This window comes from Sphingomonas sp. CFBP9019 (assembly GCF_034045155.1).
In the GTDB taxonomy this organism is placed as follows: Bacteria; Pseudomonadota; Alphaproteobacteria; order Sphingomonadales; family Sphingomonadaceae; genus Sphingomonas; species Sphingomonas aerolata.
The window spans coordinates 171,397-184,101 of record NZ_JAXCWK010000003.1; the positions used below are offsets into that span (position 1 = coordinate 171,397).

The window sequence follows — 12,705 nt, forward strand, 5'->3', positions numbered from 1 at the left end:
CCTACCCCCTCTCCCCTCGGGGGAGAGGGTCGGGGTGAGGGGCAGCCCAGCACTGCTGCGCCCGGAACCGCCCCTCACCCCAAGCCCTCTCCCCGAGGGGAGAGGGAGTTAGAAGAATGCCCGACCACGCCACCTCCTCCTCCCCCGCCGTCCAGGCGCAGCTCGACCGGCTGACCACGCTGTCGCCCGGCGCCGACATCCTCGGCCTCGAGCGCATCACCGCGTTGCTGGCGCGGCTCGGCGACCCGCATCTGTCGCTGCCGCCGGTGTTCCATGTCGCGGGCACCAACGGCAAGGGATCGACCTGCGCGTTCCTGCGCGCCGCGATCGAGGCGGCGGGGCTCAGCGTCCATGTCTATTCGAGCCCGCACCTCGTCCGCTTCAACGAACGCATCCGCCTCGCCGGCCGGCTGCTCGACGACGACGCGCTCGCCGCGCTGCTGTCCGAGGTGCTCGACCACGCCGCGGACCTGCAGGCGAGCTTCTTCGAGGTCACCACCGCCGTCGCGTTCCTCGCCTTCGCGCGGACGCCCGCCGCGGCGACTATCGTCGAGGTCGGGCTGGGTGGCCGGCTCGACGCGACCAACGTCATTCCGAACCCCGTCGTTACCGGCATCGCCGCGCTCGGGATCGACCATCAGGCGTTTCTAGGCGACACGCTGCTCGCGATCGCGGGCGAGAAGGCGGGCATCGCCAAGCGCGGCGTGCCGCTCGTCACGATGGACTATGCCCGCCCGCTGCGCGCGCGGATCGCGGGAATCGCCGAGGCGGCGGGCGCCCCCGTCCTCGCGCGCGGCACCGCCTGGACGAGCGAGACGACGCGCACCACGATGCGCTACACCGATGCGGACGGCACGCTCGTCACCAACCGCCCGCGGCTGGTCGGCCTGCACCAGTCGCGCAATCTCGCGCTGGCAATCGCGATGCTGCGGCATCAATCGGCGCTCGCCATCCCTGACGCGGCGATGCGCGCCGCCGCGGACGCCGCGCACTGGCCCGCGCGGATGCAGCGCCTGTCCGACGGCCCGCTCCATGCGCGGCTGCCCGCGGGCAGCGACCTGTGGCTCGACGGCGCGCACAATCCCAATGCCGCGCAGCCGGTCGCGCGCGTGCTGCGGACGCTGGTGGCAGGCCGTCCCGCGACGCTCGTGCTCGGCATGCTCGCCAACAAGGATGCCGACGCGGTGCTCGACATTCTCGGCCCGCAGGTCGGCCACGTCGTCGCGCTCCCCGTTCCGGGTCATGCGCATCACGCCCCCGACGCGCTGGCGGCGATCGCCCGACGCGCCGGGTGCAGCGCGGAGACCGCCGCGAGCCCCGCCGAGGCGCTCGACCGCATCGCCGCGCAGGGTGACGCGCCGCAGTTCGTGCTGATCGCCGGTTCGCTCTACCTCGCGGGCGAAGTGCTCGCCGGGAACGACGAGCTGCCGCACTGATCCCTTATTGCTATTGACTATCAATAACGAACAAGCGACCTTGGTCTTGTAACCACGGAGTCGCGTATATGACCGATGCCAACCACTTCGCCGGCACGGCGCTTGCCAGCATGACGACGCTGCTGCCGTATCCGCTGCCGTCGTGCGAGAATGCGCGGATCGCGCTGTTCGCGATGCGGCGGATGGGCGCGAACGGGCTTGGCGACGCGCGCGCCGCGCACACGCTGTTCACCGCGTTCGGACAGGGTTTCCGCCGGCCGCTGATCCTGATGCGCGCGCTGATGGCCGATCTGGCGGGCAGCGCGGCGGGGACGATCGCGATCGCGCCGTGCTGCTGCGCGCGGATGACGCCCGCGGAGGCGGCGCTGCTGTCGATCCTCGCGCGCGTCGAGACCGCGCCTGACACCGCGCGGCTGCTGATGACCGACCTGCTCGGCGTCCGCCGCGTCGACGGCGTCCTCACCAGCGCCGCCGCAGTCGCCGCCGCTTTCGCGGACGAGGGGCGCCCGGTTACGAGTTGAGCCGGGTCACGCGCCGGTGTCAGTCCGCCCCGGCCGCGATCGCCGGGTCGCGCCGCACGCTTTCGACGACGAACCCCTGACGCCACAGGATCCACAGCAGCACGAGCCCTGGCACCGCGACGACCATCGTCAGCATCCAGAAGCCGGGCCAGCCCAGCGCGTTGGCGGCATAGCCCGCGGGTGCCGCCAGCCACGTCCGCCCGACCGCCGCGAACGACGACAGCAGCGCGAACTGAGTCGCGGTATAGGCAAGGTTGGATAGGCCCGAGAGATAGGTGACGAACACCGTCAGCCCGATCCCGCTCGTCACCTGCTCGGTCGCGACCGCGATCGTCAGCCAGGTGTTCGAATGCCCGTGCCAGGCGAGGATGACGAACATGAAGTTGCTGAGCATCATCAGCATGCCCGACACGAACAGCGCGCGGCTGAGGCCCAGCCACGCCATGAACGGCGCGCCCAGCGCGGTTCCGACGATCAGCCCCCAGAACCCGACCAGCTTGTTGATCGCGATGAATTCGGTGTCGCTGAACCCCAGCTCGACGATCATGGGGTTGAGCATGCCCTGCCCCATCGCATCGCCCAGCTTGTAGATCAGCACGAACAGCAGGATCAGCACCGCGCCGCGACGCTGGAAGAATTCGCGGAACGGCCCGATGATCGTATCCTCGAGCCAGCGCCCGCGCGACGCCTGATCTTGCGATGCCAGCACCCGGTCATGCAGTCCGCGCCCCGCCCAGAGCGCCGCGAGTGCGCCGGGAATGACGCAGAAGGCGGTCAGTCCATAGCCCATCGCCCAGCCGAGCCCGAGCCCTTCGGACGAGGCGATCGCGATCGTGCCGACCCCCGCCGCCAGATTGCCGAGCCGATAGCCGAACTGGTTGTTCGCGGTCCCGTGCGGCAATTCGTCTTCGGGCAGGATCTCGATCCGGTAGGCGTCGATCACGATATCCTGAGTCGCGCCGAGGAACGCGGTCACGATCGCCCAGAAGGCGAACACCCCGAGATGCTCCTGCGGCGCGCTGAACCCCAGCATCCAGACCGAACCGAACAGCAGCGCTTGGACGAAGAACAGCCACGCGCGACGCTGTCCGACCCAAGCCGTCAGCACCGGGATCTGGAACCGGTCGATGAACGGCGCCCAGAGAAATTTCAGCGTGTACGGGGTCGTCAGGCCGATCGCGAAGCCGATCGTCTTCTTGTCGATCCCGACCTTCGACAGCCAATAGCCCATCGTCCCCAGCAACAGCGCGAGCGGAAAGCCGCTCGATATCCCCAGCAGCAGCGCCGCGATCGGCCGGGGCCGCAGATAGGGGGCCATGGTGGCGAGCAGGGATCGGCGCGGAACGGCTGTACTGGACATGGCGCGACCATAGCGGGCTGTCGACGCGAGGGAAGGCGGAAGACGTCGCCGCTTCGCCTTGGTCGCGACGAAGCTAAACGCGCCCCGTCAGACGGGCGCGCTGAACAGCCGCAGGCCCGAGGGCAGCTTCTTCGGCTCGCTCCCCGCCATCCGCGCCTCGATCGCGGCGATCGCGGCAAGCAGGTCACGCTGCGAATAGGGTTTGGAGAGACACCCCGCGGCCAGCGTCGTCGCCTCGACCGGGCAGTTGCCCGTGACGAACAGCACCGGCACCCCGCGTTCCAGGGCCGCACGCGCCACGTCGAGCCCCGATCCGTCGCTCAGGCTGACATCGGCGAGGATCAGGTCGATCGCGGACTCGCTTTCGATCACCGCCAGTGCATCGCTGACCCGGTCGACCGTCGCGACCACGGTAAATTTCGATTCGGTCAGGAAATATTCGGTGTCGAACGCGACCAGCGGTTCGTCCTCAACAACCAGCAAGCGGATGATCAGCCGCTTCTTCTTTGCGAACAGCATCGACATCACGCCCCTTCGCGCAACGAATGGTCGTTACGCCCATGCGACATAACGCACCGCATCACGAAGGGACGCAAATATTTTCGCGCTGCACCCCGATCCATAGTATCAGCCGCGCCATGACGACTTCAAAAGACGATAACCCGACTGCCAGCCCGTCGAACGACGCGCCTGCAACAGCCCCCGCAGCCCCCATCAAGGGCGACCGCATCGCCAAACTGCTCGCGCGCGCGGGCGTTGCGTCGCGCCGCGACATCGAACGGATGATCGCCGAGGGGCGCGTCGCGCTCAACGGCACCACGCTCGACACGCCGGCGACGATCCTGCGCAACCTTTCCGGCGTCACCGTCGACGGCGATCCGGTCGAGGCGCCCAGCGCGGCACGGCTGTTCCTGTATCACAAGCCGACCGGGCTGCTCGTCACCGAGCGCGATCCCGCGGGCCGGACGACGATCTACGACCGCCTGCCGCGCGAACTGCCGCGACTCGTTCCCGTCGGCCGCCTCGATCTCAACACCGAGGGGCTGTTGCTGATGACCACCGACGGTGGCCTCAAGCGCCAGCTCGAGCTCCCCGCGACCGGCGTCGAGCGCGCCTATCGCGCCCGCGCCTATGGCAACATCACCCAGCCGCAGCTCGAGGAGCTGATCGAGGGGATCGAGATCGAGGGCGTCCGCTACGGCTCGATCAACGCGAATATCGAACGCCGCACCGGCGCGAACGTCTGGATCGAGATGATCCTGACCGAGGGCAAGAACCGCGAAGTCCGGCGCGTGCTCGAGCATCTGGGTCTCCAGGTCTCGCGCCTGATCCGCACCCGCTACGGTCCGTTCGTGCTCGGCGATCTCGCCCCCGGCCAGATCGGCGAGGTGCTCCAGCACGACGTCGTCGCCTTCCAGAAGGAGCTCGCGCGCGGCAAGCCCGAGGGCCCCGGCGCGCGTCCGAACATCGGCATCAGCGCCAGTGCCGGCGCGGGTGCGGGGATCGGCGCCAAGTCGCCTCAGCGCGGCGCCAATGCGCCCCGCCCCGCCCCCTCGGCCCGGCCCGCGACCGCGGCACCGCGCCAGCCCGCGCGCAGCCCCTATGCGGCGCCGGCAAGCTCCGGCTTCTCGAGCGGCGCACCACCGGTCGATCGCGCCGCACGACCGGCCCGCCCGGCCCGGCCCGAGCGCATCCGCCCGACCGCGGCGATGGTCCGCGGCGACGTCACCGATCCCTGGGCCAAGCCCGATGCGCGCGGCGGCAACCGTGCGGCCGCGACGCATCACGCCCAGCCGACCGGCGCCGGCACCGGTCGCCCGACCTATCGCCAGGAGCGCGCGGACCGCGGCGAGGAGCTGAGCACCAGCCCCAAGATCAAGCATTTCCGCGCCGCCAAACCGCCCCGCGACCGCGCCGCCCCGACCCGCGTCGGCGGCGGCGGTAGCGGGGGCACGACGGCCCCGCGCCGTCCCGACTCGCCCCAGCGCCAGGACCAGCGCCAGGACCAGCAACGCGGCTTCCGCCCTCAGACGGACGACTCCCGCGCGCGGACCGGTCTCGACAAGCGCGCCGCGCGGAGTGCCGCCGGTCGCCCCGGTGCGGATCCCCGCCCGCCGCGCGATGCGGCACCGCGCCCCGAACGCGGCAGCCGTCCGCCCGCGCCCGGCAAGGGACCATCAGGGGGGCGCGGTCACCCGCCCCGCGCACCACGCGGAGGTAAACGCTGATGCGGATCATCGCAGGCCAGTATCGCGGTCGCCAGATCGTCGCGCCCAAGGGTGACGCGACCCGCCCGACCGCCGATCGCATGCGCGAGGCTCTGTTCTCGATGCTGACCAGCCGGGTCGGCAGTTTCGAGGGGCTCGCGGTCGCCGATCTCTTCGCGGGCTCGGGTGCGCTCGGGATCGAGGCCTTGTCGCGCGGTGCGGGATCGTGCCTGTTCGTCGAACAGGACAAGCCCGCGCTCGATGCGCTGAAGGCCAATCTTGCCAAGCTCGGCATCCGCGGCGACGTCCGCGCGACCTCGGTGATGGCGATGGGCCCCGCGCCCGCGCCGCTCGACATCATCCTGATGGATCCGCCCTATGACACCGGGGCGGGCCTCGTCGCGCTCGACAAGCTCGCCCGGCTCGGCTGGACCAGCCCGGCGACGTGGATCAGCCTCGAGACCGCGAAGGCGGAGGTCGTCCATCTGCCGGGCTTCGAGGTCGACGCCACGCGCGTCCACGGCAAGGCGCGGCTGACGCTGCTGCGCCCCGCCTGACGTAACGGTCTCCCGCGCAAGCGGGAGACCCCGTCCTAGGCGGCGGCGCGGCGCCCGACGATCAGCAGCCCGCCAAGGCTCAGCACCCCCGCGGCCATCAGATACACCCCGACCAGCCCAAGCCCGCGCGGCGCCAGCGCCTCCGCCACGATCGGCGCGAGCGCGCCGCCGAGCACGCCGCCAAGGTTGAACGTCATCGACACGCCGGTGTAGCGCACGCCCGCCGGAAACAGGCTCGGCAGCCACCCGCCGAGCGGGCCATAGGCGAACCCCATCACGAACAGCGCGCCCGACAGCCAGAGCGACACCGTGACCAGCGATCCCGACCCCAGCATCGGCCCCATCAGCGCGCCGACGACGACGCAGCCCGCAAACCCGACGCTAAGCATCCGCGTCGCCGTATACCGATCCGCCAGCACGCTCGCGAGGATCACCCCCGCCGCGAGGAACCAGATCGCGACCAGCTCGACGCCAAGGAACGCTTCGCGCGAATAGCCGAGCGTCTTGGTGCCGTAGCCAAGCGCAAACGCGGTCGCGAGATAGAAGAGCGCGAAACACGCGATCACCCCGAACGTCCCCGCCAGCGTCGCACGCAGATGCCGCGTCAGCAGCTCGGCGATCGGCACGCGCGGGATCGCCTCGGTCTTCTCCGCTTCCAGAAACGCGGGCGTCTCGGTCAGCTTCAGCCGCACCCACAGCCCCAGCCCGACCAGCACTGCGCTGACCAGGAACGGGATCCGCCATCCCCAGGCAAGGAACTGCGCCTCGTCGAGGACCAGACCGATGATCAGGAACAGTCCGTTGGCGGCGAGAAATCCGACCGGCGCGCCGAGCGGCGGGAACATCCCGAAGGTGTTGCGGCGGTGCGGCGGCGCATTCTCGACCGCGAGCAGCGCGGCCCCACCCCATTCGCCGCCCAGCCCCAGCCCCTGCCCCAGCCGCATCAGGCAGAGCAGCGCCGGCGCCCACCAGCCGACCTGCGCATAGGTCGGCAGGAACGCGATCGCCACGGTCGATCCGCCCATCAGCAGCAGCGACGCGACCAGGGTCGACTTGCGCCCGACCCGGTCGCCGAAATGCCCGAACAGCACCGCGCCCACCGGTCGTGCGACGAACGCCAGCCCGAACGTCGCATAGCTCAGCAGCAGCTGCGCCGACGCCGACTGGCCCGCGAAGAACAGCGGCCCGAACACGAGCGCCGCCGCGGTCGCGTAGATGTAGAAGTCGTAGAATTCGACCGCGGTGCCGACCAGGCTGGCGGCGAGGATGCGGCGGCTGGACCTAAGCGTGCTCATGCCGCGTGCATCGCCGCCCGCCGCCGCCCCGTCAATCGCGCGCTCGGCTTTAGCGCCCCAAGGCGTGCGCAACCCCGAGCAGCATCCAGTACAGCCCGCCCGACAACAGCATCGCGACCGGCAGCGTCATGATCCACGCCAGCCCCATGTTCACCAGTGTCCGCCGCTGCAGTCCGCCGCCATTGGCGACGCTCGAACCGGCGATCCCCGACGACAGGATATGCGTCGTCGACACGGGCAGGCCGAACCGGTCCGCCATCAGGATCGTCGCCGCCGCGACCAGCTCCGCCGACGCACCCATGCCATAGGTCAGATGCGACTTGCCGATCCGTTCGCCGACGGTGACGACGATCCGCTTCCACCCGACCATCGTGCCGAGCCCGAGCGCGAGCGCGACCGTGACCTTCACCCAGATCGGGATGTAGCGCGTCCCCTGCTCCAGCCCGCCGCCATAGGTTTTCAGCTCCGTGATCTCCTGCGCGGTGAAGCGCGCCTGCGCGGTCTTGTCCGCCGCGACCAGCTTGGTCGTGTCGAGCACGAGGTACATGTCGTTGCGCAGGTTCGACGTCGCCGCCGCGGGCACCTTGCCGAGCGAGCCATAGCCCTCGATCCGGCGGGTGACGTCGTTCGACAGCGTGGCCAGCGCGCCATAGACGACGGGCTCGGCGACCTGCTTGGATTTCAGCGCGGTGGTGACGCGCGCGCGGGCGGCCTCGACCGTCGAAGGCGTGCCGTCGGCATGCGCGGCATAGGCCGACGACGCCGCGCGGGCGCTCTGGACGAACGCCGGCGTCGCGCTTTCGGGCATCGTCCGGTTCAGCGCATAGGCGGTCGGCGCGCAGCCGATCAGGATGAGCATGATCAGCCCCATCCCCTTCTGGCCGTCATTGCTGCCATGCGCAAAGCTGACCGCGGTGCAGGTGCCGATCAGCAGCGCACGGATCCCGCGCGGCGGCGGCGTATCGCTCTCGGGCGCCTCGTACAGCTTGCGGTCGCGCAGGAAGCGCTTCATCACCAAGAGCATCAGCAGCGCGCCGACAAAGCCGACCACCGGGCTGAACGCGAGCGCGGAGAGCACCTTGGTCACCTGCGCCATGTCGACGCCCGACGTGCCGTCCGCGCCGCCGTTGATCAGCTGGTTGGCGAGCCCGACGCCGAGGATCGAGCCGATCAGCGCATGGCTCGACGAATTGGGCAGCCCGACCGCCCAGGTCGCGAGGTTCCACAGGATCGCCGCGAGCAGCAGCGCGAAGATCATCGCGAACCCGCCCGCGCTGCCGACGTTGAGGATGAGGTCGACCGGCAGCAGCGTGATGATCGAATAGGCGACCGCACCCGACGACGTCATCACGCCGACGAAGTTGAAGAAGCCCGACCAGACCACCGCGAGCGGCGCGGGCATCGAATGCGTGTAGATGACCGTCGCGACCGCATTGGCGGTGTCGTGGAAGCCGTTGACGAATTCGAACCCGAGCGCGATCAGCAGCGCGAGCCCGAGGAACGCGAACGCACCGACCGCGAGCGTCTCGCCAACCTGCGCGGTATCGGTGGCAATGCTGAACCCCGCATAGGCCAGCCCCCCCAGCAATATTGCCAGAAAGATCCAGCGCCCGGCCGGATGCAGATCATGATCGAGCCGCGGTCCGCTGCGCGGTGCGCGGTCGATCGCGTCGACCGTTAATGGGGAAGTAGCCATGATCGCGCAGTCGGCCCTAACGATTACAACTTTATGACAACGCGATGCATCGCCGCGCGGCGATACCAGAATGACACAGTGACGAACCCCACCCAGAGCGCAACCGCCCATGACCCTCCCCCGCCAGGGGGAGGTGGCAGGCGCAACCTGACGGAGGGGGAGGACCGCCGCGCCTCTGATAGAGCGGTCCTCCCTCGATCGCGCATCGGATCGAGCGCGACGACGCTACCGCCCCGCGAGGCTCGCGAGCTGCGTCCCGTTGCGCGTCAGCAACGCGGCGGTCTGCACCGTGGCGTCCTGCATCATTTCCGCGCGGCACCGACGCGACTCGGCAAAGGCATTCAGCCCGCCGGTCCGCGGGGCGCAGGTCCGGTTAACCGCCGACTGCACGCGACGCGCAAGCACACGCCGCCCGGCGTCGCTGGCCACGTCGAGCCCGGCATGCGAGACACGGATCGTAACGGGGTCGCGCACCGGATCGGCGGCAGCGCCGGTCGCAAAAAGGCACGCGGAAGCGATCGCCGCCGAAGCGACGCTGTGGAGGATCTTCATGATGACGTCCTTTGCTGGTCCTGCGGTCCGCAGGCACGCCGGCCTGCGCGCGACTAAGCCTGACCGTCGGGAGGACCGTCTCTGCGCGGCCTCTCCGACGAAGACCCTCGTCGCTGCGCACGCCCTACGCCCGGATCGTTACGCGCCCGCGACGGTTTGGCGACGGTTCGTCGGTCGCCCCGCGATTTCGATTCCCCCCTTCCGGATGGCGACCGAACGCGCGCTCACATCCCCTGATAGCGCGCGAATTCGGGCAGGCTCGCCAGGTCCGCCATCCACGCCAGCCGCTCCGCGACCTGGATTAGCGCGCCCGGTGCGACCGACTCGGGATCGTCGAGCGTGCACGACTGGATGTCGATGATCCCCGGCAGCGCGACCGGGTTGGTGTAGAACAGGCCCGTCCCGCACGTTCCGCAGAACAGCCGCCGCCCGTGCTCGGACGACGCATAGGTCACCGGATCGCCCGAAATCGTCACCTGCTCGGTCCTGAACGCGATCCAGCCGACCATCGGCGCGCCTGCGCTGCGTCGGCAATCCTCACAGTGGCACAGCGCGTGATGCGCCGCCTCGCCCGTCGCGACATAGTGGATCGCTCCGCAGTGGCATCGTCCCGACAACATGCACGCCTCCTGTTGATATTCTCGATTTGTTCCACACATCGCTGCGCCGTGCAAGCCTTAGCCGCTTGCCCGATCGCGCCCCGTTCCCTACCTGTTCACCGGTGAACCAGATCGCCCATCCGTCCGACGCAAACCGCCAGCCGCCCTATCTCCGCGGCCTCAACGATCCCCAGCGCGAGGCGGTGCTGACCACCGACGGCCCCGTCCTGATCATCGCCGGCGCGGGCACCGGCAAGACCGCGGCGCTGACCGCGCGACTCGCGCATCTGATCTTCACCAAGAAGGCGTGGCCGTCGGAGATCCTCAGCGTCACCTTCACCAACAAGGCCGCACGCGAGATGCGCGAGCGCGTCGGGCGTCTGGTCGGCGACGCTGTCGAGGGGATGCCGTGGCTCGGCACCTTCCACGCGATCGCCGCCAAGATGCTGCGCCGCCATGCCGAGCTCGTCGGGCTGCAGTCCAACTTCACGATCCTCGACACCGACGACCAGCTGCGGTTGCTCAAACAGCTCATCCTCGCCGCCGATATCGACGAGAAGCGTTTCCCGACGCGCAGCCTCGCCGGGCTGATCGACCAGTGGAAGAACAAGGGCCTCGTCCCCGCCGATATCGATGCGGGCGAGAGCGAGCGCTACGCCAACGGCCGCGGCGGCGAGCTGTACGAGCAATATCAGACCCGGCTGCGCGCGCTCAACGCCTGCGACTTCGGCGACCTGCTGCTCCACATGCTCGTCATCCTGAAGACACACCGCGACGTGCTGGCGCAGTATCAGCAGCGCTTCAAATACATCATGGTCGACGAGTATCAGGACACCAACTCGTCGCAATATCTCTGGCTGCGTCTGCTCGCGCAGGAGCGCAAGAACATCGCCTGTGTCGGCGACGACGACCAGTCGATCTATTCGTGGCGCGGCGCACAGGTCGAGAACATCCTGAAGTTCGAACGCGATTTTCCCGGCGCGAAGGTCATCCGCCTCGAACAGAATTACCGCAGCACGCCGCACATCCTAGGCGCGGCCTCGGGCGTGATCGCCAACAATGGCGGCCGCCTCGGCAAGCAGCTCTGGACCGAGCTCGACGTCGGTGAGAAGGTCAAGGTCATCGGCGTCTGGGACGGCCCCGAGGAAGCGCGCCGCGTCGGCGAGGAAATCGAAAGCGTCCGTCGCACGGGCAAGAGCCTCGACGAGGTCGCGATCCTGGTCCGCGCGCAGCACCAGACGCGCGAGTTCGAGGATCGCTTCATCGCGATCGGCATGCCGTACAAGATCGTCGGCGGATTCCGCTTCTACGAACGCGCCGAGATCCGCGACGCGCTCGCCTATCTCCGCGTCGTCAACCAGCCCGCGGACGATCTCGCCTTCGAACGCATCGTCAACGTCCCCAAGCGCGGCCTGGGCGACAAGGCGGTCGCGCGCATCCACCAGCTCGCGCGCGCCACCGGCACCCCGCTGACCACCGCCGCCGCGCGCATCCTCGACACCGACGAACTGACCGGGGCCGCCAAGAAGTCGCTCGGCCGCCTCGTCGGCGACATCGCGCGCTGGCGCGACATGGCGACCAGCCTGCCCCACGCCGAACTCGCACGGCAGCTGCTCGACGAGAGCGGCTACACCGCGATGTACCAGGCCGAGAAATCGGTCGAGGCGACCGGCCGGCTCGAGAATCTGAGCGAACTCGTCCGCGCGATGGAGGAATATGACTCGCTCGGCGCGTTCCTCGAACACGTCTCGCTGGTGATGGACAATGAGGGCGGCGCGCAGGATCCGCAGGTCACGATCATGACCATCCACGCCGCCAAGGGCCTCGAATACGACACCGTGTTCTGCGTCGGCTGGGAGGAAGGACTGTTCCCGTCGCAGCGCTCGCTCGACGAGGGCGGCGTCAAGAGTCTCGAGGAGGAACGCCGCCTCGCCTATGTCGCGATCACGCGCGCGCGGCGGCTCGCCGTCATCCTCCACGCCGCCAACCGCCGCATCTACGGCCAGTGGAATTCGTCGATCCCGTCGCGCTTCGTCGCCGAACTGCCCGACGAGCATACCGACACCGAGACGACGATGTCGGGCGGCGCGAGCCTCTGGCAGGCGAACTGGTCCGACCGCGCCGATCCGTTCGCCGACGTCGCACGCGGCACCGGCCGCGGCCCCGGCTGGCAGCGCGCGGCCACGCCCGGCGGCGGCTTCTCGACCAAGCCCGCCCGCGTCGTCGAAAGCCGGTCCAGCGCGATCAGCCTCGGCAACAAGGGTCGCGACGACCTGTCGCTCGGCCAGCGCGTGTTCCACCAGAAATTCGGCTATGGCAGCATCGCCGAGATCGAGGGCAACAAGCTCGAGATCGACTTCGAACAGGCCGGCCGCAAGCGCGTCATGGACAGCTTCGTGACGATCGCGCCGTAGGACGACCGGTCGCCGCCAACCTGTACGGGAGCCGACAACCCCGTTCAGGAACGATGCCGAACCAGGAT

At 69.4% G+C, this 12,705-nt stretch carries 11 protein-coding genes; 5 read left to right on the forward strand and 6 right to left on the reverse strand.

Annotated elements, in window-relative coordinates; translation table 11 throughout:
• Window positions 1-116 precede the first annotated feature (116 nt).
• Window positions 117-1,436, forward strand: a complete 1,320-nt coding sequence (locus tag SOM18_RS08725; RefSeq protein WP_320481559.1) for a folylpolyglutamate synthase/dihydrofolate synthase family protein — start codon at window positions 117-119, stop codon at window positions 1,434-1,436.
• Between the two features lie 68 nt (window positions 1,437-1,504).
• On the forward strand, window positions 1,505-1,957 hold the full coding sequence (locus tag SOM18_RS08730; protein WP_320481560.1) for a DUF6628 family protein: 453 nt from the start codon (window positions 1,505-1,507) through the stop codon (window positions 1,955-1,957).
• A gap of 19 nt (window positions 1,958-1,976) precedes the next feature.
• On the opposite strand, the gene SOM18_RS08735 is transcribed toward SOM18_RS08730, so the two are convergent.
• Entirely contained in the window at window positions 1,977-3,317 is a 1,341-nt protein-coding gene (locus SOM18_RS08735) for an AmpG family muropeptide MFS transporter (RefSeq protein WP_320481561.1), read from the reverse strand.
• 87 nt (window positions 3,318-3,404) lie between these two features.
• Window positions 3,405-3,836, reverse strand: coding sequence for a response regulator (locus SOM18_RS08740; protein ID WP_031395459.1), 432 nt, complete (start codon window positions 3,834-3,836; stop codon window positions 3,405-3,407).
• A gap of 119 nt (window positions 3,837-3,955) precedes the next feature.
• On the opposite strand from SOM18_RS08740, the gene SOM18_RS08745 reads away from it, so the two are divergent.
• Together SOM18_RS08745 and rsmD are read left to right on the forward strand one after the other, a co-directional pair.
• A complete protein-coding gene (locus SOM18_RS08745) occupies window positions 3,956-5,545 on the forward strand; it encodes a pseudouridine synthase (protein WP_244648640.1) in 1,590 nt (529 codons plus the stop codon).
• Entirely contained in the window at window positions 5,545-6,081 is a 537-nt protein-coding gene (rsmD, locus tag SOM18_RS08750; protein ID WP_031440061.1) for a 16S rRNA (guanine(966)-N(2))-methyltransferase RsmD, read from the forward strand. The genes SOM18_RS08745 and rsmD overlap by 1 nt, the downstream gene beginning before the upstream one ends.
• A 35-nt stretch (window positions 6,082-6,116) precedes the next feature.
• On the opposite strand, the gene SOM18_RS08755 is transcribed toward rsmD, so the two are convergent.
• The 4 genes from SOM18_RS08755 to SOM18_RS08770 all read right to left on the reverse strand — a co-directional run bounded on the left by SOM18_RS08755 (window position 6,117) and on the right by SOM18_RS08770 (window position 10,244).
• A complete protein-coding gene (locus SOM18_RS08755) occupies window positions 6,117-7,376 on the reverse strand; it encodes an MFS transporter (protein WP_320481562.1) in 1,260 nt (419 codons plus the stop codon).
• A gap of 49 nt (window positions 7,377-7,425) precedes the next feature.
• Window positions 7,426-9,072 carry an inorganic phosphate transporter gene (locus SOM18_RS08760; RefSeq protein ID WP_031439317.1) on the reverse strand — a complete coding sequence of 549 codons (1,647 nt, stop codon included), beginning with the start codon at window positions 9,070-9,072 and terminating at the stop codon, window positions 7,426-7,428.
• A gap of 225 nt (window positions 9,073-9,297) precedes the next feature.
• On the reverse strand, window positions 9,298-9,624 hold the full coding sequence (locus SOM18_RS08765; RefSeq protein WP_320481563.1) for a UrcA family protein: 327 nt from the start codon (window positions 9,622-9,624) through the stop codon (window positions 9,298-9,300).
• Window positions 9,625-9,848: 224 nt separating this feature from the next.
• Window positions 9,849-10,244, reverse strand: coding sequence for a GFA family protein (locus tag SOM18_RS08770; protein ID WP_031439316.1), 396 nt, complete (start codon window positions 10,242-10,244; stop codon window positions 9,849-9,851).
• 101 nt (window positions 10,245-10,345) lie between these two features.
• Between SOM18_RS08770 and SOM18_RS08775 the strand changes: the two genes are divergently transcribed.
• Window positions 10,346-12,637, forward strand: coding sequence for an ATP-dependent helicase (locus tag SOM18_RS08775; protein ID WP_414712107.1), 2,292 nt, complete (start codon window positions 10,346-10,348; stop codon window positions 12,635-12,637).
• Window positions 12,638-12,705: the final 68 nt, after the last annotated feature.

Bases quoted from the DNA above. Each gene is read 5' to 3' on its own strand.
- SOM18_RS08760 (WP_031439317.1), bottom strand. From the start codon at position 9,072: ATGGCTACTTCCCCATTAACGGTCGACGCGATCGACCGCGCACCGCGC.
- SOM18_RS08770 (WP_031439316.1), bottom strand. From the start codon at position 10,244: ATGTTGTCGGGACGATGCCACTGCGGAGCGATCCACTATGTCGCGACG.
- SOM18_RS08725 (WP_320481559.1), top strand. From the start codon at position 117: ATGCCCGACCACGCCACCTCCTCCTCCCCCGCCGTCCAGGCGCAGCTC.
- SOM18_RS08730 (WP_320481560.1), top strand. From the start codon at position 1,505: ATGACCGATGCCAACCACTTCGCCGGCACGGCGCTTGCCAGCATGACG.
- SOM18_RS08740 (WP_031395459.1), bottom strand. From the start codon at position 3,836: ATGCTGTTCGCAAAGAAGAAGCGGCTGATCATCCGCTTGCTGGTTGTT.
- SOM18_RS08755 (WP_320481562.1), bottom strand. From the start codon at position 7,376: ATGAGCACGCTTAGGTCCAGCCGCCGCATCCTCGCCGCCAGCCTGGTC.
- SOM18_RS08765 (WP_320481563.1), bottom strand. From the start codon at position 9,624: ATGAAGATCCTCCACAGCGTCGCTTCGGCGGCGATCGCTTCCGCGTGC.
- SOM18_RS08745 (WP_244648640.1), top strand. From the start codon at position 3,956: ATGACGACTTCAAAAGACGATAACCCGACTGCCAGCCCGTCGAACGAC.
- rsmD (WP_031440061.1), top strand. From the start codon at position 5,545: ATGCGGATCATCGCAGGCCAGTATCGCGGTCGCCAGATCGTCGCGCCC.
- SOM18_RS08735 (WP_320481561.1), bottom strand. From the start codon at position 3,317: ATGTCCAGTACAGCCGTTCCGCGCCGATCCCTGCTCGCCACCATGGCC.